The organism is Bremerella cremea, from assembly GCF_039541315.1.
Classification (GTDB): domain Bacteria; phylum Planctomycetota; class Planctomycetia; order Pirellulales; family Pirellulaceae; genus Bremerella; species Bremerella cremea.
In genome coordinates this window covers 124,957-150,068 of the sequence record NZ_BAABFZ010000003.1, presented here as the reverse complement: position 1 = coordinate 150,068, position 25,112 = coordinate 124,957, and the positions used below count along the sequence as shown (strand labels likewise).

The following is a 25,112-nucleotide window of genomic DNA, read 5'->3' as shown; positions in this document are numbered from 1 at the left end:
CAAGAAAGATCCTTTGATGAACTACAACTTCCGCGACTACACCGTCTTGGGAATCACACAAAGCTTGTGCCCTGAATGTCATGGCGTTGTGCCGGCCAAGATCATCACGCGCGGTAACCGGGTTTACTTTCGCAAGCGATGCCCCGAGCATGGCCAACGCGATGATTTTGTTTGCTCGGACGTGGCCTGGTACGACCAGGCTCAGTTCAACGTGCCGGGCAAGATTCCGCGGGACTTCGGTGTCGAGCCTTCCAAAGGGTGTCCACTCGATTGCGGGCTTTGTACCGAGCACGAACAGCATACGTGTATCGGCTTGCTCGAGATCACTTCAAGCTGCAACCTGGCATGCCCAATGTGCTACGCCGCCAGTGGTCCTGGCGGGAAGCATTTGACGCTGGAGGAATGCCAACGAACGATCGACCGCTACGTCGAAGTGGAAGGCAAGCCGGAAGTGCTGCAGCTCTCGGGCGGCGAACCGACGATTCATCCCGACTTCCGGGCAATTCTCGATTACGCTCTCTCTCGCCCGATCGACTACGTGATGATCAATACCAACGGGATTCGCCTGGCGCACGATCCTGGTTTGATCGATTTTCTCGCGGCGAGGCGTGACCGGGTCGAGGTCTATTTGCAGTTCGATGGTTTCCGCGAGTCGACGTCGCTCCAGCTTCGTGGCGAAGCCTTGGTCGAAACCAAATTGAAGGCGGTCGAGAACTGCGGCGAAGCGGGCCTGCATGTGAATCTGGTTGCGACATTGCAGCCAGGCGTGAACGACGACGAACTTGGCAAGCTGGTCGAGTACTGTGCGGCCCGGCCATGGATCACTGGCTTGAGCCTACAGCCGGCAACCTATTCCGGGCGACACGTGTTACCGGAAGAACTGGAGAACCGGATCACGTTTCCTGATGTGATTCGCGGCATCGTCGAGCAAACTGGTGGCATGTATACCGAGGCCGACTTCATGCCGCTCCCGTGTGCTCATCCCAACTGCCATCAAATGTCGTATGCGTATCGTCGCCAGGGGGAACTCGTTCCGCTGATGCGATTCATCAAAGCGGCTGAGCATCTCGATCTGCTCTCCGGTGGGATTTCCTTCCAGCGTGGTGCGGTGAAGGACCTGCTCGAACGTTACCTGGTTCGCGAGGCCTGTTGCCCGGGTGGCAGTTGTGCCCCGCCCTCGTCGTCCGAGAGTAGTGGCGTGCCGCTGACCGTTTTAAGTTCCAAGAGCCCGCTCGAAGAACTGATCGGCGCGTTGAACACGTCTGATCCTCACTATGCCGAGGCGGCCGTCGATTTCTTTACCCGGGCCATGCAGGAACAGATCGGTGCGGAAGATGTGTTTCGGATCATGATCACCTCGTTCCTCGACGTCTACAACTTCGACGTCCGCCGGGTGATGAAATGCTGCGTGCATCATCTTTTGCCGAGCGGACATGTCGTTCCGTTTTGTGCCTACAATGTGCTCTATCGCGATGGGCACGTGCCGCTCCCGCCTCTCAAGTCGACTGCTGAGATCTCTGGATGAATCAACTCATTTACATGGCCATCATGGGCGTGGCGATTACGGTCGGCTTTGTGCTACTGCGGTTGTTTCAAGAGAAGCTCGAACTGGCTCGGTGGGAAAAACTGGGGATTGCGGTCGGTGGTTTCTGCGGCGCTATGATCGGTGCGAAGCTTCCTTTCGCCTTGTACGACTACAACGGGCTAATCGACGGCACGGCCTGGTTCGCGCATGGCAAGACGATCATTGCCGGACTGCTGGGCGGGTACTTCGGCGTCGAACTCGCCAAGTGGGTGATGGATATCCGCACCAAAACGGGCGACAGCTTCGTCGTGCCGGTGGCCGTTTCGATTGGCATCGGACGCTGGGCCTGCTTTATGGCGGGCTGTTGTTTTGGGAAAGAGTGCAATCTGCCTTGGAGCTTTACGTTTCCTTTGGCACCCGATGGCGGCACCCTGCTCCGTCATCCAACGCAGATCTACGAATCGATCTTTCACCTGACGTGCGCTGCGGTCTTCTTTGTGCTGTGGAAGAAGAAATGCTTCCCGGGGCAGTTGTTTAAGATCTACCTGATCGCCTACATGACGTTTCGGTTCTTCACCGAATGGTTGCGTCCAGAACCAACGTTTGCATGGGGATTGACGGCTTATCAGTGGGCAGCGATTGCGGCGATTCCTTTGTTTGCGTTTCTGATCTGGCGCGATCAGCAGCAACTGGATGCCCTAGCAAAAGAGCCGCCCATATCGGACGGCTCTCGTTGATTTGCTTTGTGCCGGCAAGGCCGCGGTGAAGTCGTTCTCGCCGCGGCGCTACTGAACAAGCCTATTGATACCGATCGCGGCTATTGGCGATCAAGCTCACGAACTGGTCGTTATTCTCGTACTTGGTCAACTGTTTGGTCAGTTGTTCCATGGCATCGATGTGGTGCATCGAGGTCAATGTACGACGCAGAGCAATCACGGCGTTATGAGTCTCTGGATCAAGCAACAGTTCTTCGCGACGGGTGCCCGACTGCGAAATGTCGATCGCCGGCCAGACACGGCGGTCGGCCAACTTGCGATCGAGAACCAGTTCCATGTTGCCGGTTCCTTTGAACTCTTGGAAGATCACTTCGTCCATCTTGCTGCCGGTGTCGACCAGGGCCGTACCGAGAATGGTCAGCGAACCACCTTCTTCAAACGAACGAGCCGTTGCGAACAGCTTCTTCGGGATGTCCATGGCCTTGACGTTAATACCGCCCGACATGATGGCATTGTTGCCGCGGTTATCGCCAACCCATTTGTTGAAAGCACGAGCCAGACGCGTAATCGAATCGAGCAGCAAGAAGACGTCCTGACCTGCTTCGGCCAGACGTTTGCAACGTTCGATCACCAGTTGCGACAAGCGAACGTGGCTTTCGATATCGCGGTCGAGGCTGCTCGCGATGACCTCGCCCTTGATGCTACGCTGCATATCGGTGACTTCTTCCGGACGTTCGTCAATCAGAAGTACCACCAGTTTCACATCGGGGTGGTTGGCGGTGATACCGCGGCTGACATTCTGCAGCAGCATCGTCTTGCCGGTACGTGGCGGAGCGACAATCAACGCACGCTGGCCTTTGCCAAGCGGAGTCAACAGATCGACGATGCGGTTGGTAAGTGGGCCGCCGTCGAATTCCAGCCTCAAGTGATGGGAAGGATTGACCGGAGTCAGATCGTCGAACGACTTCACATTCAAATAGTCTTCTGGCAGCATGCCATCGACATCGAAGACGTCTCGCAGGCGAGGACCCTGGCCGCGGCGGAACCGCTGGATCATGCCGCGAATCATCACCCCTTCGCGAAGTCCGTAACGTTCGATCATCGTGCCAGGCACGAATGGATCGGTGCGTTCGCGAGCATAGTTGTTGGCGGGACTGCGGAGGAACCCGTAGCCGTTAGGGTGCATCTCGAGAAGACCATAGCCAGGTTCCAATGGAATTGGTTCGCCTGGTTCAAATTCTTCGTTGTCGAGATTGTTACGTGGCACATTCGAGCTTGGCGGAGAAGATCGGCGACGTCCTCCTCCGGATCGTCCGCGACCCTTCGGGCCCGTTCCGGATCCAGACTGAGAACCGCCGCTGTTGCCGCGCCGTCGCCCACCCGATTTCGAGCGGGTCTGCCGTTTGTTTGACATGAAAACTACCTAATCACAGAAGTCAGGTTCGACCCGGGACTTTAGAAAGTAGACCGGATCGCGGGTACAGATTCCTGAGGTTGCATCCCTGGTAAGGGACTACGACCTGAACGTGTTTGAAAGATTCCTTTTGCCTTGGGAGCTGGAAAAACTCGCACTGACATCGCCGAGGTTCGGCATCTGACGGTGGCGAATTTGCCCACAAACCTCTCTCAGCCTGGGGACGGAACATTCCGCCTGGAATGTCGCTGCGTGAGAGGTATCCGAGTTGCAATTCATCGAAAGCGAAGTTGCTCGTGAGAATTGCGACTTACGACCAAGCCGTGTGCCCGAGAGCAAGCTGGCTGGCCATGTATGATTGCCGAGAGGTAATTCCGTTACCAATCGAGTCACAAATGAAAAATTGGTGGCTACTCAAAGCCCACATCGGAGAAGCCGTTGCTAGTTGCCTGGCAAGAGCTAGTTACCCTAGTGAGGTCGAATGGTAACCGAAACAGTTCCCTGAAGAACTGAAAGCTTCCTTGGTTCTCAAACTAGCCACCTAACGCCGTGGCCGCAAAAAGAAAACCGTACCTGCTCGAAGAACTTGACGTTAACTGATCATTTCAGTTCCACGCCGTTGAGCAGAAAGGATGGTCGTTGGCTCCAGTAGGGGTGAAACGCGAAGTTTCGTGGAAAGACCAATGACGATCAAACTACTGGAATCATAAGGATTTACCAGAACCTGTCAAGCTATCATTCTTATTCCATCGACATACATTCTCTTTTTCTGCAAGCATTTTTGCGGAGTCGTAGCAAACCTTTGTGCTCAGGTGACTTATCGCCGCGCCAGTTTCCCTAACTGGTAGCTACCACGCGACTGTCTCGGCAATTTCATTCAGGAAATTCCGCAAAACCGGCATTTTCGATGCATTTCCCTTTGCAACCGTCCCGATATCACCCTATGGAAAACCGAACCAAGCCAATCTTTGGAACTCGCTTACCGGGGCTCGTTCATTCATGTCGTCCATTATCCGAAATACCGCCCTCGTCCTCTTGTTGGCGATGCAGACGACGATTCTCGCCGAGGACGCCGTTCGCTGGGCACCGAGTGTTGATCTGGCCAAGCGTGTTGCCGCGGCTCAGAATCAACTCGTGCTGATTCACTTCTACGGGGATAACTGCCCGCCGTGCCGTCGTCTGGAAGCGAATGTTTTTTCGCAAGCCAGCTTCGCACAAGAACTGGAACGTAACTACATTCCAGTGAAGGTGAACGCCAGCAGCGAGCCAGAAGTCGCCAAAGAATTCGGCGTCGATCGTTGGCCGCAAGACGTGGTGATCACGCCTGCCGGTCAGATCGTCTATCGCATGATCAGCCCTCAGGATCAGAATCGCTACACGGCGGTTCTGGCTCAAGTCTCCGCCAAGATGAATCCCAATGCTGGTCCTCAAGCGGACCGCATGATTGCCCAGGCCGCGAACACCACCCCGGTCACTTCGCCAGCACCACCACAGCACCCAGAACCTAGTGTTGCTGCGGCTGACGCTGCCAGCGGTTCACGTTACTCGAACTTCTCGGGCAACAGCACCGCACCACCAGCGGCCGCTCCTAATGGCATGGCTCCTCCTCAGCAGCCAGCGGCTCCGCAGTCGAACTACTCGCGATTCGCTTCCAATGGCGGCAACGCCCAGCCAAGCATGCCAGCTGAATCGGCACCACAAAGTCGCTTTGCTCCGGCCCATCCAGCCGCCTCGGCACCAGGCCCGGCAGTTGCTCCCGCTTCGTCGCAGTTTGCCTCGAACCAGCAGCCAGTCGCTCCGCCAGCAATGCCACCACGCCAGTCGGCCCCTGCTCCATCGGTTCCTCCTGCTGCAGCACCGGCTGCTCAGCCAGGCCAGCCAAAGTTCGCCATGGATGGTTACTGCCCAGTGACTTTGGTCGAGCAGATGAAGTGGCAGAAGGGTGATCCACGCTGGGGTGCTCAGCACCAAGGTCAGGTCTACCTGTTCTCGTCGCAAGCCGATCAGCAGAAGTTTCTGTCGAACCCTAACAAGTTCAGCCCGGTCATGTCGGGGATCGATCCTGTCGCTTACCTCGGCAAGGGGCAAGTCGTTCCTGGCGATCGTCGCTTCGGTTTGACCTATCGCGGCACGCTTTATCTGTTCAGCAGCGAAGAAAGCCTGCAGGCCTTCTGGGGCGATCCACAGCGTTACTCGTCGATGGTTCAGCAAGCCATGGCTTCGCAGAATATGCACCGCTAGTCGACGACCACCGATCATTCTCCACGAAAAAGCCTCGCATGTAAAAAGCGGGGCTTTTTTCATGCGCCGATGACAAAGTCCAGCAAGTCCGGTTCGTCATCGCCAGGGATATTCAATCGAGAGATGATTGCGCCGATCGCCATGCCCAAGGCAAACCAGCCGAGCATTGGGGTAACGATCCACCAAGTCGCTCTCACGTCGAACAGATACAGGATAAAGCCGTACCCGATCAGGATCCCGAAATGGAAGAAGGGGGATTGAAAGCTGAAGGTGACGTCGTCATCCATTGGGTCGTCCCGCCAGTGACTGCGCGTGAGTGTCGCGACCAGGATGTTGCGGCTTGGTGAGATAAAGAACGCGATTCCCATCAGCAGAAAGATGATTGTGGTCATACCGCAGGTCATCGGCGGAATGGGATTCGTGACGCCCAACGAGTTCCATTGAATCAGGCCGTTACTGATTGCTTCCAGCAGCAGGAATAGCAAGCCGAATTTCCACCAGCCAAGCTTTCCTTCGACGATCAGTCCCATCATCCACAGCATGTACAAGTTGAAGAGCAAAGCGACGTAACTGGTATGCAGAAAGGGCGCGGTGAACCACTGCACCGGATGCAGCCCATTGCCCAGATGGAGCGTGAAGGGATGCATCGGTTTGTGGGATTCATGCTCGCGGGCTTGCTTCTTCAATGCATCGAGCTGTGTCTCTGCCTCTTTCAGCGAAAGCTGCCCAACGCCGGAAGGATCACGCATTCGGGTGGCGTTAGGGTTCTGTTGAAGCCTCGCGACATGAAACTGCAGGTCGCTGAGTCTCGCTTCTTCCGCTTCGGTTAACGGCGGAATAAAGTTCGACTGCGATGGCAGGCGAAAGTTCAGATAGGGATCGACGATCACGCAAAGGCCGACCAGCACAATGATCGCGACCGAGATCACCGGTGGATGCTTGGCACTGGGGTAGATGTCGTGCGGAATGCGAATCCCACGACGACGTTCAAACAGATCGAAAGACACGAGGCAGACCAGTTGGAGGGAAAGATGAGTCTAGAATTCGAGTTCGTTCTCGGCGGCATTGTGCATGCTGCGAGCTTTGGCTTTCGCCGAGATCTGATCATAGATCTGACGTTCGCGATGGCTTAGCTTATCGTAATTGATCGCGACCAGGGTTCGCATCGCCTGGCCTGGCTGGGCCATCGAACCAACAAGCATCGAGGCAAGTTTGAGGCGAACCTGGTTTTGTTTGGGCCGGCCTGTTTTCAAGTATTCTTCCATCGCGGTCACGGCGTCGTTGTCGTGCTGGTGGTCGCAAAGTTGCTTGATGATGAGCAGGAACTCTTTCTCGGGCAAACTCCAACTGGCGTATTTCTCGCGCATGCTGATGTGAGCCCGATAGGCGAGTTGCGGGTTGTCCCCTGCGGCCAGGATCTCTTGAATCTGCTTGACGCCTCGCTCGACTATTTTGGCCTGCTTCCGGGCAACGCCTTCTGGATCACGTTCCTCCGGTTTCATCGTGTGGCGACCCGCCCAGACCGAGAAGATATCGTAGTGCTCGCAATCGACCCAGTTGCGTTTGACCATCACCACGCCAATTGCCAGGCCCAGGATCGCTCCGAGAAGGTGGAGCGTGTGCGCCGTGGGGGCGATTATGCCGTGACGTTGCAGCATGGCCAGCGTGTAGATCGCTTCAATCAATAGGAAGCAGCCTGCGAAGCCGTAGATCGGGATATCGACTTCCGAGACCTCATGCTGAACACGATATCGATTGCCGGCAAATGTGACTTGAATTGTATTGAGAGGAGCCCATACCAAGGCGATCCCCATCAGGCCGAATACAACACTGGATGCACCCATCGAGGCGGTGTGCAGGTTGGGTAAAAAGATGATGCAGAAAAGCTGTGCGAGAATGCCACGCAAAAGCGCGATTCCAAAGTAGATTGCCAGGAAACGCGGCCAGCCGATCTTGCCTTCGACGATCATGCCGAACATCCACAGGAAGACCATGTTGATCAGCAGGTGGATCATGTTTGCATGCAGAAAGGTCGAAGTGATCCCCTGCCAAGGCTTCAGACCGGCACCATATTGAAGTTTGTACGCGTCGGGCCCGTCGTAGCCACCCCCTTCAAACGCCCAATCCACGATCGTATGCCCCAGGCGGCGATGTGCCTGATCGAACTCTTGGTAGTGATGGACCAGCGGGGTGGCGAAGAACAGCAGGACATTCAGCACGACGATCGTGAGCGTCGCGATCGGCGGATGGTAGATCGGGGCGTCGGTGCCGTGAGGGATGAATACCATGGGGCCATGCGGAACGAGGAGCAGGAAGGTTGAACGGGTATTCGCCGTTCGGGGGGCGATCTTGGCGGGAAGCTCAAGAAAGTCTGGCGTTCTTCCCAATCGCTGCGCTATCTCGGCGGAATCAGGACGAAACTAATCGCCAGCAGCACGATCAAGAATCCAGCGACGCCAACGACAAGCCGCGTCGCGGAGTGCCCCAGGCGACGATCAAGAAACCCGATCTTATTCGATTGAAAGACGGCCGGCACGTCAAAAATTGCGGCCCACATGCCTCCGATACCGATCAGCCCGGTAAAGATCGTCATGATCCATTCGCTCAACAGCATTAAGAGGCTCCTCCCTCCCAGTTCTGGCTTCGTTTGACCGCTTCCAGCCACTTCGTATACATGCGGTCGATCGATTCGCGATCGCCTTGGGGTGTGAATTCGCGGTCGAGGTTCCACAGTTTACGCAGTTCGTCCTGCGATTCCCAGAAGCCAACGGCCAGGCCTGCCAGGAAGGCGGCGCCCAAGGCAGTCGTTTCGCTGATCTTCGGTCGGCGAACGGTCGTACCCAGCAAATCGGTTTGGAACTGCATCAAGGCGTTGTTCACGCTGGCACCACCATCGACCTGCAGCACTTGCAGCGGCACGCCTGAGTCGCGCTGCATCGCTTCAATCAGATCGCGTGTTTGGAAGGCCATCGCTTCCAAGGCTGCCCGGGCAATGTGACCGGCGGTCGTGCCACGAGAGATGCCGATGATCGTTCCGCGAGCGTTCGGATCCCAATAGGGCGCACCCAAGCCGACGAAGGCGGGCACGAAGTAAGCGCCACCATTGTCGGAAACCGTCTCGGCCAACGGTTCGACTTCGCACGAGCTTTCGATGATTCCCAGCCCATCACGCAGCCACTGCACCACCGCGCCGGCGATGAAAATCGAACCTTCCAACGCGTAGCTGACCTGATCGCCGATTTTCCAACCGACGGTGGTCAATAGATTGTTTGTCGAGAGGACAGGTTTGTCGCCGATGTTCATCAAGGCGAATGCGCCGGTTCCGTAGGTGTTTTTCACCATCCCTTGATCGAAGCAAGTCTGCCCGAACGAAGCCGCCTGTTGATCGCCAGCCATGCCTGCGATTGGGATTGCATGGCCGATGACGGCCGGATCGGTCTCGGCGAACTTGCCGCTGCAGTCGACGATCTCTGGCAACATGCCGCGCGGAATGTGATAGGCAGCGAGAAGTTCGTCGTCCCAATCGAGCGTTTCGTAATTCAGCATCATGGTGCGCGACGCATTGCTGAAGTCGGTAACGTGACGCTTGCCGCCGGTCAGCTTCCAAACCAGATAGCAGTCGATCGTACCGAACAGCAGATGCCCCTGCTCTGCCGCTTCCCGGGCCCCGTCAACCGTTTCGAGCAGATGCATCAGCTTGGTCGCCGAGAAGTAGGCGTCGAGCACCAGACCTGTTTTCTGGCGGATGGTGTCTTCCAGCCCTTCGCTGCGAAGTCGATCGCAGATGTAGCTGGAAACACGGCTTTGCCAGACGATCGCATGATGAATCGGTTCGCCGGTGCGTTTGTCCCAGACGACGGTTGTTTCGCGCTGGTTGGTAATCCCGATCGCCGCGATCTGGGCGAGATCGACTTTGCCGATTGCTCCCTTCACGGTGTTCAGTTGGCTCGTCCAGATATCGTTCGGGTCGTGCTCAACATTGCCAGGCGTCGGCAATATCTGGCGAAACTCTTCCTGGGCGGTTGAGACAATTTTGGCGTCACGATCGAACAGAATCGAGCGACTGGAAGTCGTGCCCTGATCGAGGGCAAGAATATACTGGGCCATGAAAAAGTCCTTCAGGTGGGGCTAGGCGGGAAGAACCTGTTTGCCAAATCGGGTATCCATCCGCTGAATGTATTGGTCGATGGTTGTTTGCCGGGCATCGGCTGAAAGCTTGCCAGCTTCGATTAAGGCGTCCGCCACCGCTTCCAGATGCGCGACTGAAAGCGTCGGATCGAAGACCAGCATCAAACGACGTTCGATCACGTCGGCCATCGTCTTGGCGTTCAATTTTTCGATCGAAGCGGCCGCTGCCGTTTTTGTATCGGCTTCCGGGGCGACACCAGTCAGGTGCTGAAGCACAAAACGGGCGCGACCGCCGGGCGAGATCTGCGGCTTCTCCCCTTCGTAGGTCTTCCGATCCTGCGAATTGGCAACCTGCTTCTGACCGAGTTGTTTCAAGATCGTTTCGGCCGAATGCTCTGCCAGCGAACGACAGGTCGTCAGCTTACCACCAACAATCGTGTAGCACGGCCAAGGTGTGCCTTCGTGCGTATGCAGCCAATGGCCGCGCGGGATCGATGCGGTCGAGCCCTCGGGCACGAAAGGCAAAGGTCGCACGCCGCTGTAATGCTGCGTGATGTCTTCATGCTTCAGTTCAACGTCGGGGAGCACCGAGTTCACACAGCGAAGCAGGTAATCAATTTCCTCTGGCGTGGCCGTGGCGACTTCAGGATCGCCATCGTGGCGAAGGTCGGTCGTGCCAATTAACGCTCCGCCGTTCCACGGCAAGATAAAGACCGGGCGTCCATCGAAGGCCTCGGCATAGATGCCAGTTCGTCCGAGCTTCTCGACCAGGACGGGCTTATGCGAAATCAGATGCGAACCACGCGTGCCGCCAAACAAACGATTGGAAGGAATGCCCAACTGCTCGAGCGTTTCGTCTCCTGCCGGTCCCGAGGCATTCACGAGTGCCGACGGTGTGATCGGATCGGTCGGCGAGTCGAAGTCGAGCAAGTTCTCGAATTCAAAGTGTTCGCCATTGGGTTTCGGTCGTCGATAGGTACGAAGCGTGAAGCGGACACTATTCTGCTGAGCGATCGTTTCGGCATCGCGAATCAGCGTCGAGACGTACAACTCCGGGAATTCAATCTGACCATCGTAGTAGCTGAACACATCCATGAAACTTGGATCGAAGCCGATAGGTTTCCAGCGTTGGCTGCTGAGTCGTTTGTGTTTGCCAAGCTGCTGACTGCCCGCCAGGAAGTCGTACATTGTCAGCCCGCTGCGAATCGCCCAAGAGCCACGCGACGGATTGCCAGACTGAAAGATCGGCAAGTTAAAGAACCCCGCTGCGGAAGAAACCAGTCCGGCAAACTGAGACTTCACCGGAATCATGAGTTCGAGAGGGGCGACATGCTCCGGGGAATTGCGCAGAAAGCGTTCCCGTTCCGCGAGAGATTCGTAAACGAGCGACGTTTCGCCATGCTCTAAATAGCGAAGTCCGCCATGAATCAGACGCGTCGACCAGCTTGTCGTGCCAGAAGCGATGTCGGCGTGATCGACCAGAACCACCGGAATATGGTTCAGCAGAAGCTCGCGAGCCAGGGCCGCGCCGTTGATACCGGCCCCAAGGATTAGAACAGGGTTAATCTGGGGGGGCATAGTCGCAGTCCTTGCCAAGGCGGCATGCAAAGGGTGAGATGTCTCTCTATTATTGCACGCTATGGCCAGCTTTCCACAACGAACAGCCCCCCTGGCCTGCGGTTGTGGTGCTGGTGACCGCTACATTTCTTCCAACTGGCGTTCCAGGTAGCTGATCTGAGTTCGGATCGATTCCAGGTTCGGATTCAAACGCAAAGCTCGGCGAAAACTATCCAGGGCCATGACATTTTCCCCCTGACGCAAGTAACACTGCCCCATGCCGATGGCGGCGGGAAAATGATACGGATTGATTTCCAGCGTCTGGTGGTTGTCTCGCAGCGACCGCTCGAAGTTCTTTCGCTTGTAGTGGACCTGGGCTCGCTGGTTGTACGCTTCCGAATACCAGGGAGCATCGACAATCAAAGAATCGGCTTCCTCCAGGGCACACTCGAGCGAGTTGCCTTGGATTTGCGACATGACTTTACGCAGCCGATGCCGTTGGCTTTGCGTGCCGGCGCGGATCCACAGCGAGCGGATCCCGTTCTCGGCAATCAAGCGAACCCCACGATCGGAATCGTTCAGGGCCATGCCTACGGTATGGTTCGAGGAGTAGTCGCTTACAAAACACAGTGCCATCACCGCGGCCCGACGAACTTCGGGCGAGCCATGCAATGAAAGTCGTTCCAAAGTGCCACACGTATAGACCGCAGCGACCCGATGAATAAACAAGGCGGTGTTTTCTTCCGCAAGATACTTTTGGAAGATAGAAAGCAGGACAGGTTTACGTTCCGGGCTCTCGCTCACAGTTCGATCTTAAAGCAATTGGGGCACATTCCACTCGTCCTGAGTACGAAAATCCTTTATGGTCAATCCATTGAATAAGTTCCGAGTGTAATCACGAGGTACCCGGGAGCAAACCCTCGATGACCCTCTCTCTATACAAAGTTCCGAACCTTTTTTTTGCACTCTTGACAGCCAGTTTCTGGCTATTAACGGGGCCCATTTTGGGGCAAGAAAGGGTTGACTGGCGGACCGAAGCTGATCTCGATAAGCAGCTCTTGTCGACCTTCGATTTGACGTGGGATCAGGTGCCGCTGCGGGATGGACTAACACGTCTATCGCGGACGCATCGCGTGGCAATCTTTCTCGATCGTCGGATCGACCCAGACCAGCCGATTCAAATGACCTTCAGCAACGAGCAGCTTGGCCTTGGGCTGCAGCGCATCGCAGCGACCGTGGGTGTCGGCATGTCGCGTGTGGGGGACGTGATTTATCTCGGGCCGGAAGAAACCGCTTCACGATTGCCAACCGTTGCCGAGTTGCAGGCCGAGTTCGCGAAGACTTGCGGTTTGCCCGCGGCGCTCGAACTGTTGGATCGCAAGCCACGTAGCTGGGAACGTTTGTCGAAGCCTTCCGAGATTGTGACGTCGGTTGCCCAGCAGGCCGGGATGACGATTCCGAATCTCGACGCGGCGATCAAGAACGACTTGTGGCCAGCGGCCGACTTTCCGGCGATGCGAACGACCGACTATCTGACGCTGGTCCTTGCTGGCTATCACGCTTCGTACCGATTGGCGAAAGCAGGCGATGGCGTCGAGATGATTCTGGTGCCGATCCCGGAAGAGCTGACGCTGACCCGCGTCTATCGCTTTGCTGGCAAACATAACGAGGCGATCGAGAAGATTCGCCAACTATTCCCCGACGCGAAGGTCGAATCCGATGGCAAGAGCCAACTGGCCGTCACTGGATCGCAGCAGATCCAGGAACAAGTCGCCAAGCTGCTGAAGGGAGGCACGGCCCGCAGCACGGTCGTGATGCCAGGTAAGAAACAGTACACGATGAAGGTCGAGCAGTTGCCACTTCAACTTGTGGTGAACTCGCTCCGGCAACAATTGGGAATGGAGTTTGAGATTCCCAGCGGTCTCGGCGAGCAAATGAAGACGCGGATCTCTTACAACGTCAAAGAAGCCGATCTGACGGCGCTGCTCGATGCCGTGTTCAGCGACTCGCCGCTCACCTACGAGATCGATGGCGACAAGATCGTCGTGTCGAAAAAAGAATAGTGGCCATGCCTGGCCACCTTTCGAAACAGCGAAATGCGACGAAGTGCCAATAATGGACTTCGTCGCATTGCAAAGTTCGTGAGGGTTTCCCGTGGGGATGCCCTTCGTGCTTAGCAGCCGTGCTTTTCCAGCTTTTCGCGAAGCGTGTCCGCCGTGAATGGCTTCACCAGGTAGTCGGAAACACCGGCCTGGATCGCTTCCATCACGCGCGACTTTTCTGCTTCCGTGGTGACCATCATGATCTTCACGTCTTTGTCGATCTTGCGAATCTCCTGAATCACTTCCAGGCCACTCTTGCCTGGCATATTCCAGTCGGTCAGAACCAGATCGAACTCGCCTGGCTTGAAGATTTTGACGGCTTCTTCGCCGTCGGCCGCTTCGACAGCACTCGGCACACCGACCGCTTGCAAGGATCGAAGGATGATTTTTCGCATTGTGCTGGAGTCGTCGGCGACGAGAACGCGTACAGCCATGATTCGTATAGCTCCTCTTAGTAGCCTGCCCTCACGACCATGATGTGGTCGGTTGAGATTGCCGATTGGAAATAAAAATTTCTACCGAACGATAGGTTGTTCCGGGGTGCGGTCAAACGTGCTGATTAAAAAATTCGCCAAATAGATTTGGCTCGCTCAGACCGCTAATAAGAAGGTCAAAGGCCGGATTGCGGGCCTGCCGCAGCCGGTTCGATTTCCCCTGAGATAGTGTGGTGCGGTTAAGCACCTTTGCGTGGTGCGATTGTTCGGTTTGTTACGTCTAGGTTACGCAGGATGTGGAAAACACCTGAAGAAAAAATGACACCTGGGCAAACATTCTCGCTAACACAGACCGACCTTTATACGTGAACGTCGCAGGTACGCAGTTGGCTGGCTGCACCTTTTGACCAAAGACGTAAATCCGAAAGTGACGGAGCACTCCATAGGGACAAGGTCGTCCCGCCCGATTTTCTCGGGGCAGCGGATCGGATCGAAATATTCGTTCCAGCACACTGATCGGGAGACTGAGCTTTGTCCGTCACAACTGAAGATCTGCAGAAGGAAGAACGTTCGGGCCACGAATCACAGCGGCGCGAAGGGCTGAACTCAATGCAACTGGTCAGTTTCCAACTGGCCAAGGAAGAATATGGGATCGAGATCACCCGCGTTCAGGAAATCATCCTGATGGGCGAAATCACCCGTGTTCCTCAAACTCCGAATTATATCAAGGGGCTGATCAATCTCCGCAACACGGTCATCCCGATCGTGGACTTGCGGCTCCGTTTTGGCCTGCAGGTGCAGGACGCAAACGACGAAACCCGCATCATGGTCATGAACGTTGGCGGCAAGACGGTCGGCATCATTGTCGACGCGGTCAGCGAAGTCCTGCGTATCTCGAAAGACCAGATTTCCTCGCCACCTCCGACTGTTGCCGGTCTGGGACGCGAGTACCTCACCGGCCTGGTGAAGCTCGACAAACGCCTGCTTATCTTGCTCGACATCGACAAGATTCTCGGCAAAGCAGACGTCGAAATGCTCGAATCTCGAACCAGCTAAGGTTCGGAAAGAGTCTCGGCTCGGCGATCGATAAAGGGGAGTCCTGCCACGCACGCCTGGCAGGACACGAATGCATGGAGCAGACGAAATTCATTGGAGGGGGCAGCTTCAAATAATACGTTCCTTGAATTTTACGAGATATCTGACCATGACTTCGACCAAAGCAACTAGCAAGCCAGCTAACGTACAGAACCTTCAGAGAGAACTGTCGGTCGCCCGCGCGATGAGCGAGAACTCGCCCGTCAACATCATGATGGCCGACAAAGATCTGACGATCACCTACGTTAATCCAGCCAGCCTCACGACTTTGAAAAGCCTGGCTGCTTACCTTCCCTGCAAACCTGAGGAAGTGATCGGCCAGAAGATCGACATCTTTCACAAAGACCCCTCAATGCAGCGGAACGTCTTGGAGAATCCCAATAACCTGCCGGTCCGCACGCTGATCAATGTTGGCGATCAACTCGCCGACCTGCTCGTTTCGGCCACTTACGATCACGATGGCAACTACCTCGGTCCGATGGTGACCTGGGAAGTGGTTACGGAAAAGCAGGCCCTGGAACAAGCCGCTGCCGAAAAGTCCGCCATCGTCGAGAACGCTCCGATCAACATCCTGTTGGCGAATCTCGATGGCGTTATCACCTACATGAACCCAGCTTCGGAAAAAACGCTGCGTTCCATCGAACATGTTCTGCCTGTTCCGGCTGCCCAAATCATTGGCAACACGTACGACATCTTCCACAAAAACCCAGCCCATCAGCGTAGCTTGTTGGCCGACCCGGCAAATTTGCCGATCAAGACGCAGATCGAACTGGAAGGCGAATACCTCGACTTGCAGGCGAGTGCCATCTACGACAAACAAGGCAAATACACCGGTCCGATGGTGGCCTGGTCGCTGATTACGGATCGCATTAATGCGGAAAAGGCCGAACAGGCTCGTGCCGTCCGCGAACGTGAAGAACAAGCCGAACTAAAACATAGCGTCGATGCCATACTGACAGTCGTCAGCGCTGCTGCCGAGGGAGACCTCACCAAACGCACCAACATCGAACGTGCCGACGAAATCGGTCAGCTCGCTGCAGGGATCGATCGCATGATCGCCGACCTGCGTGACATCATTAGCCAGGTGGTCGACAGTGGTTCGCAGTTCGCTGAAGGTGCGACCGTGATTGCGGAAAGCTCGCAGTCGATGGCTAGTGGTGCCCAGACTCAGAGTGCCTCGGTCGAAGAAATGAGTGCGTCGATCGAAGAATTGACCCGCAGTATCGACTCGGTCAAAGACAACGCCAGCGAAGCCAATGCAATGGCCGGCGACACCAGCCGCATGGCACAAGACGGTGGCAACGCGGTTCAGAAATCGATCGAAGCGATGGAACTGATCAAGACCTCTTCGGAGCAGATCAGCGAAATCATCCAGGTCATTTCGGAGATCGCCAGCCAGACCAACCTGTTGGCCTTGAACGCCGCCATCGAAGCCGCTCGTGCCGGTGAACATGGTCTGGGGTTTGCCGTTGTCGCCGACGAAGTTCGCAAGCTGGCGGAACGCTCGAGCGAAGCTGCCAAAGAGATCTCGTCGTTGATCAAAGAATCGACGCAACGAGTTTCGGACGGTTCAATGCTCAGTGCTCAGACGGGGGCGGCCCTCGAGAAGATCATCGCCGGCGTCAGCTCGACCGCCAACAAGATCTCGGAGATCGCGACCTCGACAGTCGAACAGGCTCAGAACGCCAACGAAGTCGCTGGTGCCATCCAGCAGGTTTCTGGTGTCACCGAACAGTCGGCGGCCGCTGCCGAAGAGATGGCATCCAGCAGCGAAGAACTGGGAGCCCAGGCAACCATGCTTCGCGAACTGGTAAGCCGGTTCCGCATCTAAATCGGAACGACAAGTTATCTACGGTCGTCCCTTGCCTGGTCGCACGGGACGACGCGTTACTCGTGTTTCTCAGGAAAGACCGACAGGAAAAGGAAGGCAGGAATGACCGCATTCTCCGCAACATCGCAAGTTACTGACGATCAAATGCGGCGCTACGCCAAGATGATTTACGAAGTCGCGGGGATTGAAATCTCGCCGGCCAAGAAGCAATTGCTTTCCAACCGAATTCGTCGTCGTCTGAAAGAAACTGGCATCGCCGACTTCGAACAGTACTTTAAGTTTTTGAGCAAGCTGCCGACGTCGCACCCGGAATGGGACGGTTTTCTGCAGGAAGTTACCACGCACGAGACCTATCTCTTTCGCGATGAGTCGAATTGGAAATGGCTTCGTGGAGAGTTTCTGCCGCAGTTACAGAAGGATGGGAAGGGTTCGTTGAAAGTCTGGTCTGCCGCGTGCAGCACCGGGGATGAAGCCTACACGATCGCTTGCTGTACCGCGGACGGTTTGCGAAACCCAGCCGCTTGGAAAATTGACATCCTGGGAACTGACATCGGCATCGGTGCGGTTCAAGAGGCTCAACAGGCCAAGTTTGGTGAACGCTCCATGCGGTTGGTTCCGGCCGACTTGAAGCAGAAGCACTTCAACCAGATGGGTGGCGCTCACATTTGGGAGCCGAACTCGAAACTGCGAGCCATGACCCGCTTCCGTCAGCACAACTTGCTGGATCGCATGCCAGATGGACCGTTCAATCTGGTGTTCCTGAAGAACGTCTTGATTTACTTCAACGCGGACTCGAAACGACGCGTGATTGCCAACATCCAGAAGGCCATGAAGCCAGGTAGTTTCCTGGTGGCTGGTGCCGCGGAAGGAATTAGTGATCTGATGGACGGATTCGAACGTATCCATCCTTGGCTTTACCGACGAACCTAATTGCCAAGGAGTGGAGGCGTTTTCCTCCGCAGTGAAACTGGGGCAGTAACATGAACAACAACAGTGCTACACGCGACGATTGCTCCGACGATTTGTTGGCGGATTTTCTCGATGAGTCTAACCAGCTGATCGAGCGAATCAACGAGCGTCTGATGGAGCTGGAAGAGTGGACTCGCAACGAAGAGACACGCGACCTTCCCATCGACGAGGCGTTGCTGAACGACATGTTTCGCTCGGCCCACAGCATCAAAGGCCTGTCGGCCATGCTGGGGCTGCCGCGAATCAACGAACTGACGCATAACATCGAAAATGTCTTTGATGCAGCTCGTCGAGGCCAGCTGCATATCGATCATGAAGCCGTGAAGGTGGTCTACGTCGCCGTGGATCGCCTTAGCGAAATCATCGATCATCTGCGTGACAATCAAAATGACGACTTAGATTGCGAAAAGCAGCTAAACGCCATCACCGAGATCTTAGAAGCTGGCGGCGCTCTGAAGAAGCAGGGAGCCCAAGATGACGTCGAGTCAGCTTTCAGTGATGTGCCCGATTCGTCATCCACCCAGCCGAGCCAATCCAGCGTAAGTGAGCCGATCATGGAACCTGCTGAATCGAACAGTGCCTCCGCCTCTTCTCCGGTTCAAGTCGACTGTCGCGAAATGTTCGCTGATGTTCACGATGAATCGGAGATCCCTGCCAAGTACCTGGCCATTTTCCTGGACGAGACGGAATTGTCTCTCGACGAAATGGTCGACTTGTTGCTGGGTAATGATAGTGCCCAGCAGGAAGAGTCGGTTCGCACGATGATGTGCACCGCTCACCGAATCAAAGGATCCGCGGCATCGATCGGTTTGAACCGACCTGCCAAGCTGGCCCACTTGATGGAAGATGTCTTGCAGCAGCATCGCGATGCCGGCAAGGCACTCGTACCCGTGTTGATCGACGCCCTGCTCGGCTGTGCCGATGCCTTGCGGACCTATCTCAAGGGTTTGCGGAGTGGCGAACCGGTCGACGTCGACTTTCCAAATTTCGCCGGCGAACTGCTCGCCGCGGAAGCAGCTTGTGAATCGACCGATGGCGGTGCAGCCGAGCCTGTTGCGGCTGCCGAGGAAAACAAATCGGGCGGAATTGATCTGGCCCAACTGCAACAGTTGGCCAACGCCCATTACAAGACCGACGCGGACCACCTGGTCCTGGCTCGGGTCGCCCTCAACCCAGCGACTCCGCTGGTTGGCTTGAAAGCTCAATTGCTATGCGAAAAGTTGAGCCGCCAAGGTGTGGTTTTACTGACCGAACCCCCGCGCGAAATGTTGGAGAACCTGAGCGATCTGTCGGAAGTGGTCATCGGGATGGTTACCGCCGCCGAAGATATCACTTTAGGCAGCGTCCTGAATGTCTCAGGCGTGAACAATGTTCAGCTGGATCGTCTGCCTCGTGAAGGTGGCAGCCTGCCTACATCGGTCGCCGAGCCAACGGCAGAGCAAGAAGTCGAACAAGCGGTTACCCAGGCCGAAGAGCTGGTTCAGTCGCTGATCAACGAAGAAATGCCGGAAGAGGTCGCGGAAGCCGAAGCACCTGGGATGGTCGTGCCACCGGTCATTGAGGCTCCCGTTGTCGCACTGCCGCCGGAACCTGTCCCGGTGATTGCTACGCCGCCCAAAGTTGAACCTGCCCCGGTGGTTGCGAAGCCAGCCGCCAAGGCTGCTCCGGCACCTGTGGCCGCTGCTGCGAAACCTCCCGCAGAAGCCAGCAAGCAAGTCGAGGCCCACGCCAAGCCAGCGGAAACGCTGCGGGTCGATATCGAACGGCTCGATCAGTTGATGAACCTGGCCGGCCAGTTGGTGATCAGCAAGGCACGCTTCAACCAGTTGGGCGAAAACCTTCGCGACGCCATCCCGCACAAGCAGTGTCATCAGTGGATGGAAGCAATTGATCTGACTTGTCAGAAGATGTTGCGGGAAGCGGAAGATGGCATCGCCAACAAAGAGTTGGCCACCATGCATGGCCAGATCCGCAAGATGCAGCAGAACCTGGCTTCGATCGGCAAGGAAATGCAGCGTATCGATTCGATCCGGACCGGCCTGACAAGCTTCTTCGATGCCGTTCATCAACTCGACCGAGTGACCGATGGCATCCAGAAGACGATCATGGATACCCGCATGGTTCCGATCGGTCCGCTGTTTGGCCGCTTCCGTCGTGTTGTGCGCGACATCTCGCGCACCAACGGTAAGGAAATCACGCTGGAGATCTTCGGCGAGAAGACCGAACTTGATAAGCGAATGATCGACGAACTGGGCGATCCACTGATCCATATGGTTCGCAACTCGGCCGATCACGGGATTGAAACCCCAAGCGAGCGTAAGGCCGCCGGTAAGCCCGAGTGCGGTGTCATCACGCTCAATGCGTTCCATCGCGGAAACAGCATCGTGATTCAGGTCACCGATGATGGTCGAGGCTTGAGCCGCGAAAAGATCACCAAGAAGGCGATCGAGAAAGGCCTGGCAACGCCATCCGATCTCGAACGCATGACCGATCAGCAGATCTATCAACTGATCTGGGAGCCTGGCTTCAGCACGGCCGAAGCGATCACCGAGATCTCAGGTCGTGGCATGGGGATGGACATCGTCCGAGCCAAGATCGAATCGATCAACGGCGTCGTTGAAGTTGATAGCAAGCTGGGCCAAGGAACGATCTTCACGATCAAGTTGCCACTCACCATGGCGATTTTGCCAAGCCTGATGGCCAAGATCGACGGCGACCTGTTCTCGATTCCGGTTGAATCGATTGTCGAGATTGTATGCTTCCGTCGCGACGACATTACGACCGTGCATGGCAAACGAACTGCCTTGGTTCGTGGCCGTCCGGTGTCGATTTGCGAATTGCATGATACGTTTTCATGGGGACAACCGTCGCTTCGCACGGTCCAAAGTAACGATGTCACGATGATCATCATCCGCAACGACAGTCGCGAGATGGGTTTGGTGGTCGATGGCATTCTGGGCGAAGAAGACGTGGTCGTCAAATCGCTGGCCGAGAACTACCAGAACGTCGAAGGTATCTCGGGAGCATGTGTGCTGGGGAACGGTCGGGTTGCCCTGATCCTCGATCCTGCAGCCGTCATCGATCTGGCTGTCCGCAGCCAAGTGGAAGAAGCCATTTGCTAAGGAATGATTTCATGGATACTGCTAGTACCAATCACTCGCCGCATTTGCACGTGCTTCACGACGTGCTGACGGCCGCCACTTACGAGGCGTCGTCGGCCATGAGCGTTTGGACCGGCGGCAAAATCTCGCTCACGCTCGACTGCGTGCGAGAAGTTCCGCTCGAATCGATCTCGGAAGAGTTCGACCTTGGGATGGAACCGCTGACGATGGTCGTGTTGACAATCGATGGCGATGCTGGCGGCACGATGATCCTCACGTTCGACGAAGAGAACGGCCGCGGCCTGGCGGCTTCCTTGTTCAAGCAAGAAGTGTCGACCGATCCTGAATGGACGGAAACCGAAAAGTCGGCCTTGATGGAGACCGGCAACATCCTCGGATGTGCTTACTTCAATGCGATCGCTCGACTGGTTCAGGCCGAATTCGTACCGTCGCCCCCTGCCTTCCTGCAGGACTATGGCCCGTGTGTCCTCGAACAGGCTTTGATGCTTCAGGCTCAATGCTCGTACGATGTTTTGATCTGCCAGACGACCTTCCTTAAAGGGGAAGAGAAGCTGAACTGGCATATCCTGTTCATCCCGAACCCAAAAATTGGCGACGCCCTGCAGTCGGCCCAGTAACGCCACTACCATCGGTAGATTCGGAATTGTCGCCCCGCGATTCACACGCCTGCCTGGCAGACGTCGATGATCGCTCGGGGCGATCTCGTTTGCCTTCCCATCTGGCTCTGATTTACGACGCGGGACGAATGGCATGGCATCTCAGGCTATCAAGCGAACATGGGACTACGCCCAACTGGCGAAAGACTCACTCAAGCTGCGTTGGTCACGCGATGACAAATCGCGCGAGGCCGCGCAAAAGATGGTTGCCCAGCGACTCGGAAAGATGCGAGGCTTGCCCCAGAAGGTAGGCCAGATGATTGCCTTCCGAGCCAACCCTGCCACAGCCGAGTCGTTCTCGGAGCTATACGAGTCGACCGAGCCCCTGCCCTGGGAAACGATGCGTCCGCTTCTGACGGCGGCCTGGGAAATCGATCCGGAAGAGTTGTTCCGCGAGATCGATCCCAACGCGAAAGCGGCGTCCCTTGGCCAGGTGCATGCCGCCACGATGCAAGATGGACGCAAGCTTGCCATCAAAATCCAATACCCGGGCATCCGCGATGCCGTGATGAGCGACCTGAAATCGCTCGGTTGGTTGGCGAGTCCATTTGGCAGTCTTTCGCGCGACTTCGATCTGGATGGCTATCGGCAGACAATCCTCAGCGGACTCGAAGAAGAACTCGACTATCGCCGCGAAGCGGCCGCTCAGCATGCGTTCGCTGAAGGTCCTGGCCGACATCCCTGGATCGTCGTGCCTGCCGTCGAAGCCGAATTGTCGACCGAGAATATCCTCGTTTCGCATTGGGTCGATGGCGATACTTGGGAGGAAGTGCAAGCGACCTGGAGTCAGGACGAGAAGCAGGAGCTCGGTCGCCGACTATTGTTCTGGTTTGTTGATTGCCTGTTCGAGTACGGACAACTGCATGCCGATTTGCACCCTGGCAATATTCGTTTTCTTCGTACAAGCGATGGTCCGAAGATCGTGTTGTACGACTTCGGTTCGATTTATCGCATGGAGGACACCGAGCGGTGGGCTTTGCTGCGATTGATCCAAGCCACGCGCGATCAAAGCGAAGCCCCCCTTCCCTTGTTCGTTTCGCTGGGGTTCCGTTTCGATTTGCTGGAACCGATGTCGGAACGTTTGCCGGCGATGTGCCGTTTGCTTTTCGAACCCTTTCAGGCCGAGTTTCCTTATGACGTCAAGCAGTGGCAACTTGGCACGCGACTGAACGACTTGCTGGCCGACCACCGGATGAACTTCCGCATGGCAGGACCGCCGAAGTTGGTTTACTTGCTGCGGTCGTTTCAGGCAATCATCCAGTACTTGAGCGGACTTGATGCGAAGGTAATGTGGGGGCGCGCTGTCGAGCCTTACCTGGCACGCTACCAACCTCAAGCCGCGCGACTGGCGGTGCCAAAGTTGCCGGCACAGGACTTCAGTTCGCTCGCACGGCACTTAAAGGTGGAAGTGAAACGGGATGGCATGGTGAAGGCCAGCATCGTGCTGGGAGCTTCCGCGATCGAACGCTTAGAAACCTTGCTCGACCCCGAAACGCTAGAGCGGATTGAGCAGGAAAAAATCGACCTGAAAGAGATCGTCCGCAACGTGCGACGCCGCGGCTATGTGCCTGGCGACGTCTTCGGATTGGTCGATGCCCAGCGGGAAGTGAAAGTGTGGCTCGAGTAATGCGAGCCTGCCGTGTGGCTTAGCCAGCGAGGCACTTCACCAGTTCTTCTTTGATCGAACTTTCGATCCGGCCTTTGAACAACATGGCGGCGAACGGAAGATCGCCATGCACAACCACCGAACTTGGCTGCACGTCCATTTCCCCTTTGATCGTCAAGCCAGCGGTCTTGAACGAGAACTGCATCACATCGTCCTCGGTCCAGGTCTGCTGCATATCTTTGACCTGGCCTTCGAAGCGGCCGCGCAAATGCTCGAGCAAGTCCTTAACCCGCTTTGCGGCTTCTTCTTGACCGAGGGAATGGGGAACTTCGACCTTGAATCCAGGCATGATGTCTCTCTTCGTGAAAGGACTTAGGGTGGCAATTGCACTAAGCCAATCTTCGCCGATTGGCCCCAGATTTCAACCCGCCGCCCTAAGGCACGAAAGAAACTAGTCTTCCATGCGGACGATGTCGTCGTAAGAGCGACGATCTTCAGGGTGCCACAGTGGAAGGCCCGTGGCGAGACGTCTTGCCAAGATGTCCAATTTCTCGTTCGATCCCGGGAGAGCACCCGTTGGATCAAATCGCTGCGAATCTACCTTTTCCGGTTCGTAATCCCAAATACCTAAGCGAATCGCATCGAGTACGGAACTTGGCACGGTCGAATTCTCCTGGGAGGCAACAAGAGCAATCTAAACGTCGATTGTGTCCGGCAGTATCGGGATAAGCCGCACCAGACGATCCGCCAGTATCGAAGCCCAATTTGCAAAAGTCAAGCAAGTTGTCAAACGAAATCGAGGATCGTCGTTCGGCGGAACTGGACGAGTCGTTGGTGTCGATCTCAATTCGTCTGCGTACTAATGCAGATCGACTGTTGGCGTAACGATGCTTGAAAGCTTTGGATCGCGCCGGCACAGACCTCGCCAGTACGTTCACCATGACAAACGGCACCCCGTACAGCCACGATGTCTGGATTGATTCTCGCCACTAGTTGTAAATCCGTGGTTCGAAGCGAACCGGCAAGTGCGAAGGAAGTGTCGATATCGGCGACTTGTTTTCGCATTTCGATCAGCCGCGTAATGGACAGATGGGCGAACACATTGCCGGCGGACTTGTCGAAGGTATCGATCAAAAAAATTCCGCATAGCAGTTGTTGCGACAGTCGCAGCAGCGTGACAAAGTCAGGCGACTCGGCGAGGTGCTCGTCGGCGTAATAGACCATCACACGCGTGATCGACGCCGGCATGCGCTCGTAGACGTTCTTCAGCTCTTGTTGCCAATCATTGCGTGTGCGACAGCGTGAAAGGCCGACCTTTACACTGTTGGTTTCGGCCGGCACGACATCGCCGTAGGTCGCTTCATGCAGTTCCCCCAACGCAACACTGATGGGGAAGCCTTGGTGCCACTGCTCCACGACTTGCTGCCAGATAACGCTGGTCGTCGCGCCTAAAGAGCCTTGATTCGGTTCTTTCAAATCGATGCGATCGACCCCATTTTGAGCCGCTATAGTCGCTTCTTTCTCGTTTCTGACACTTACCAGCAATTGCATGACAGGCTTCTTCGGCAGCGACGCAACTCGCGAAAACGTAAAGAAATGGGTTCGATTGCACACACGAAGGACCGGCACATTCGTTTCGATTGACACCGGGTTCCCGCGGCCGTGCCACCTTGGCACGAAAACTTGGCTCTGATAGCCTAAATCCCTTCAGCATAA

Annotated in this window: 21 protein-coding genes; 10 read left to right on the top strand and 11 right to left on the bottom strand. The window is 56.0% G+C overall.

The window, feature by feature from the left end:
• Positions 1-16 precede the first annotated feature (16 nt).
• Positions 17-1,525, top strand: a complete 1,509-nt coding sequence (locus ABD890_RS02845; protein ID WP_345085675.1) for a radical SAM protein — start codon at positions 17-19, stop codon at positions 1,523-1,525.
• A complete protein-coding gene (locus tag ABD890_RS02840; protein WP_345085673.1) occupies positions 1,522-2,262 on the top strand; it encodes a prolipoprotein diacylglyceryl transferase in 741 nt (246 codons plus the stop codon). The genes ABD890_RS02845 and ABD890_RS02840 overlap by 4 nt, the downstream gene beginning before the upstream one ends.
• A gap of 61 nt (positions 2,263-2,323) precedes the next feature.
• On the opposite strand, the gene rho is transcribed toward ABD890_RS02840, so the two are convergent.
• Entirely contained in the window at positions 2,324-3,655 is a 1,332-nt protein-coding gene (gene rho / locus ABD890_RS02835) for a transcription termination factor Rho (protein ID WP_373356842.1), read from the bottom strand.
• Positions 3,656-4,654: 999 nt separating this feature from the next.
• Here rho and ABD890_RS02830 point away from each other — a divergent pair.
• A complete protein-coding gene (locus ABD890_RS02830) occupies positions 4,655-5,896 on the top strand; it encodes a thioredoxin domain-containing protein (RefSeq protein ID WP_345085669.1) in 1,242 nt (413 codons plus the stop codon).
• A 59-nt stretch (positions 5,897-5,955) separates the two neighbouring features.
• On the opposite strand, the gene ABD890_RS02825 is transcribed toward ABD890_RS02830, so the two are convergent.
• From ABD890_RS02825 to ABD890_RS02800, 6 genes are all read right to left on the bottom strand, one after another.
• Entirely contained in the window at positions 5,956-6,903 is a 948-nt protein-coding gene (locus tag ABD890_RS02825) for a rhomboid family intramembrane serine protease (RefSeq protein WP_345085667.1), read from the bottom strand.
• Between the two features lie 30 nt (positions 6,904-6,933).
• On the bottom strand, positions 6,934-8,184 hold the full coding sequence (locus ABD890_RS02820) for a rhomboid family intramembrane serine protease (protein WP_345085664.1): 1,251 nt from the start codon (positions 8,182-8,184) through the stop codon (positions 6,934-6,936).
• Between the two features lie 107 nt (positions 8,185-8,291).
• A complete protein-coding gene (locus tag ABD890_RS02815) occupies positions 8,292-8,510 on the bottom strand; it encodes a hypothetical protein (protein ID WP_345085661.1) in 219 nt (72 codons plus the stop codon).
• Complete coding sequence (gene glpK, locus ABD890_RS02810) at positions 8,510-10,003, bottom strand: glycerol kinase GlpK (protein WP_345085658.1); 1,494 nt, start codon at positions 10,001-10,003, stop codon at positions 8,510-8,512. Before glpK ends, ABD890_RS02815 begins: the two co-directional genes overlap by 1 nt.
• A gap of 21 nt (positions 10,004-10,024) precedes the next feature.
• On the bottom strand, positions 10,025-11,602 hold the full coding sequence (locus ABD890_RS02805) for a glycerol-3-phosphate dehydrogenase/oxidase (protein WP_345085655.1): 1,578 nt from the start codon (positions 11,600-11,602) through the stop codon (positions 10,025-10,027).
• A 120-nt stretch (positions 11,603-11,722) separates the two neighbouring features.
• On the bottom strand, positions 11,723-12,310 hold the full coding sequence (locus tag ABD890_RS02800; RefSeq protein ID WP_345085652.1) for a tetratricopeptide repeat protein: 588 nt from the start codon (positions 12,308-12,310) through the stop codon (positions 11,723-11,725).
• Positions 12,311-12,639: 329 nt separating this feature from the next.
• Between ABD890_RS02800 and ABD890_RS02795 the strand changes: the two genes are divergently transcribed.
• Complete coding sequence (locus ABD890_RS02795; protein WP_345085649.1) at positions 12,640-13,644, top strand: STN domain-containing protein; 1,005 nt, start codon at positions 12,640-12,642, stop codon at positions 13,642-13,644.
• 110 nt (positions 13,645-13,754) lie between these two features.
• Here the strand turns inward: ABD890_RS02795 and ABD890_RS02790 are convergent, their stop codons facing one another.
• On the bottom strand, positions 13,755-14,117 hold the full coding sequence (locus ABD890_RS02790) for a response regulator (protein WP_345085646.1): 363 nt from the start codon (positions 14,115-14,117) through the stop codon (positions 13,755-13,757).
• Positions 14,118-14,648: 531 nt separating this feature from the next.
• On the opposite strand from ABD890_RS02790, the gene ABD890_RS02785 reads away from it, so the two are divergent.
• The 6 genes from ABD890_RS02785 (at position 14,649) to ABD890_RS02760 (ending at position 23,417) form a co-directional block, all read left to right on the top strand.
• Entirely contained in the window at positions 14,649-15,173 is a 525-nt protein-coding gene (locus ABD890_RS02785; protein ID WP_345085643.1) for a chemotaxis protein CheW, read from the top strand.
• Positions 15,174-15,321: 148 nt separating this feature from the next.
• Positions 15,322-17,043 carry a methyl-accepting chemotaxis protein gene (locus tag ABD890_RS02780; RefSeq protein WP_345085641.1) on the top strand — a complete coding sequence of 574 codons (1,722 nt, stop codon included), beginning with the start codon at positions 15,322-15,324 and terminating at the stop codon, positions 17,041-17,043.
• A 102-nt stretch (positions 17,044-17,145) separates the two neighbouring features.
• Positions 17,146-17,973 (top strand): CheR family methyltransferase, encoded by an 828-nt coding sequence (locus tag ABD890_RS02775; RefSeq protein WP_345085639.1) that lies wholly within the window; start codon positions 17,146-17,148, stop codon positions 17,971-17,973.
• A gap of 50 nt (positions 17,974-18,023) precedes the next feature.
• Positions 18,024-21,134 (top strand): chemotaxis protein CheA, encoded by a 3,111-nt coding sequence (locus ABD890_RS02770; RefSeq protein ID WP_345085637.1) that lies wholly within the window; start codon positions 18,024-18,026, stop codon positions 21,132-21,134.
• Positions 21,135-21,145: 11 nt separating this feature from the next.
• A complete protein-coding gene (locus ABD890_RS02765; protein WP_345085634.1) occupies positions 21,146-21,751 on the top strand; it encodes a chemotaxis protein in 606 nt (201 codons plus the stop codon).
• Positions 21,752-21,884: 133 nt separating this feature from the next.
• The gene (locus ABD890_RS02760) at positions 21,885-23,417 is read left to right on the top strand and encodes an ABC1 kinase family protein (protein WP_345085631.1); all 1,533 of its coding nucleotides are present in this window, start codon (positions 21,885-21,887) and stop codon (positions 23,415-23,417) included.
• A 19-nt stretch (positions 23,418-23,436) separates the two neighbouring features.
• On the opposite strand, the gene ABD890_RS02755 is transcribed toward ABD890_RS02760, so the two are convergent.
• The 3 genes from ABD890_RS02755 to ABD890_RS02745 all read right to left on the bottom strand — a co-directional run bounded on the left by ABD890_RS02755 (position 23,437) and on the right by ABD890_RS02745 (position 24,947).
• The gene (locus ABD890_RS02755; protein ID WP_345085628.1) at positions 23,437-23,745 is read right to left on the bottom strand and encodes a polyhydroxyalkanoic acid system family protein; all 309 of its coding nucleotides are present in this window, start codon (positions 23,743-23,745) and stop codon (positions 23,437-23,439) included.
• A 102-nt stretch (positions 23,746-23,847) separates the two neighbouring features.
• A complete protein-coding gene (locus ABD890_RS02750) occupies positions 23,848-24,057 on the bottom strand; it encodes a hypothetical protein (RefSeq protein ID WP_345085626.1) in 210 nt (69 codons plus the stop codon).
• Positions 24,058-24,239: 182 nt separating this feature from the next.
• A complete protein-coding gene (locus ABD890_RS02745) occupies positions 24,240-24,947 on the bottom strand; it encodes a (5-formylfuran-3-yl)methyl phosphate synthase (RefSeq protein ID WP_345085623.1) in 708 nt (235 codons plus the stop codon).
• Positions 24,948-25,112: the final 165 nt, after the last annotated feature.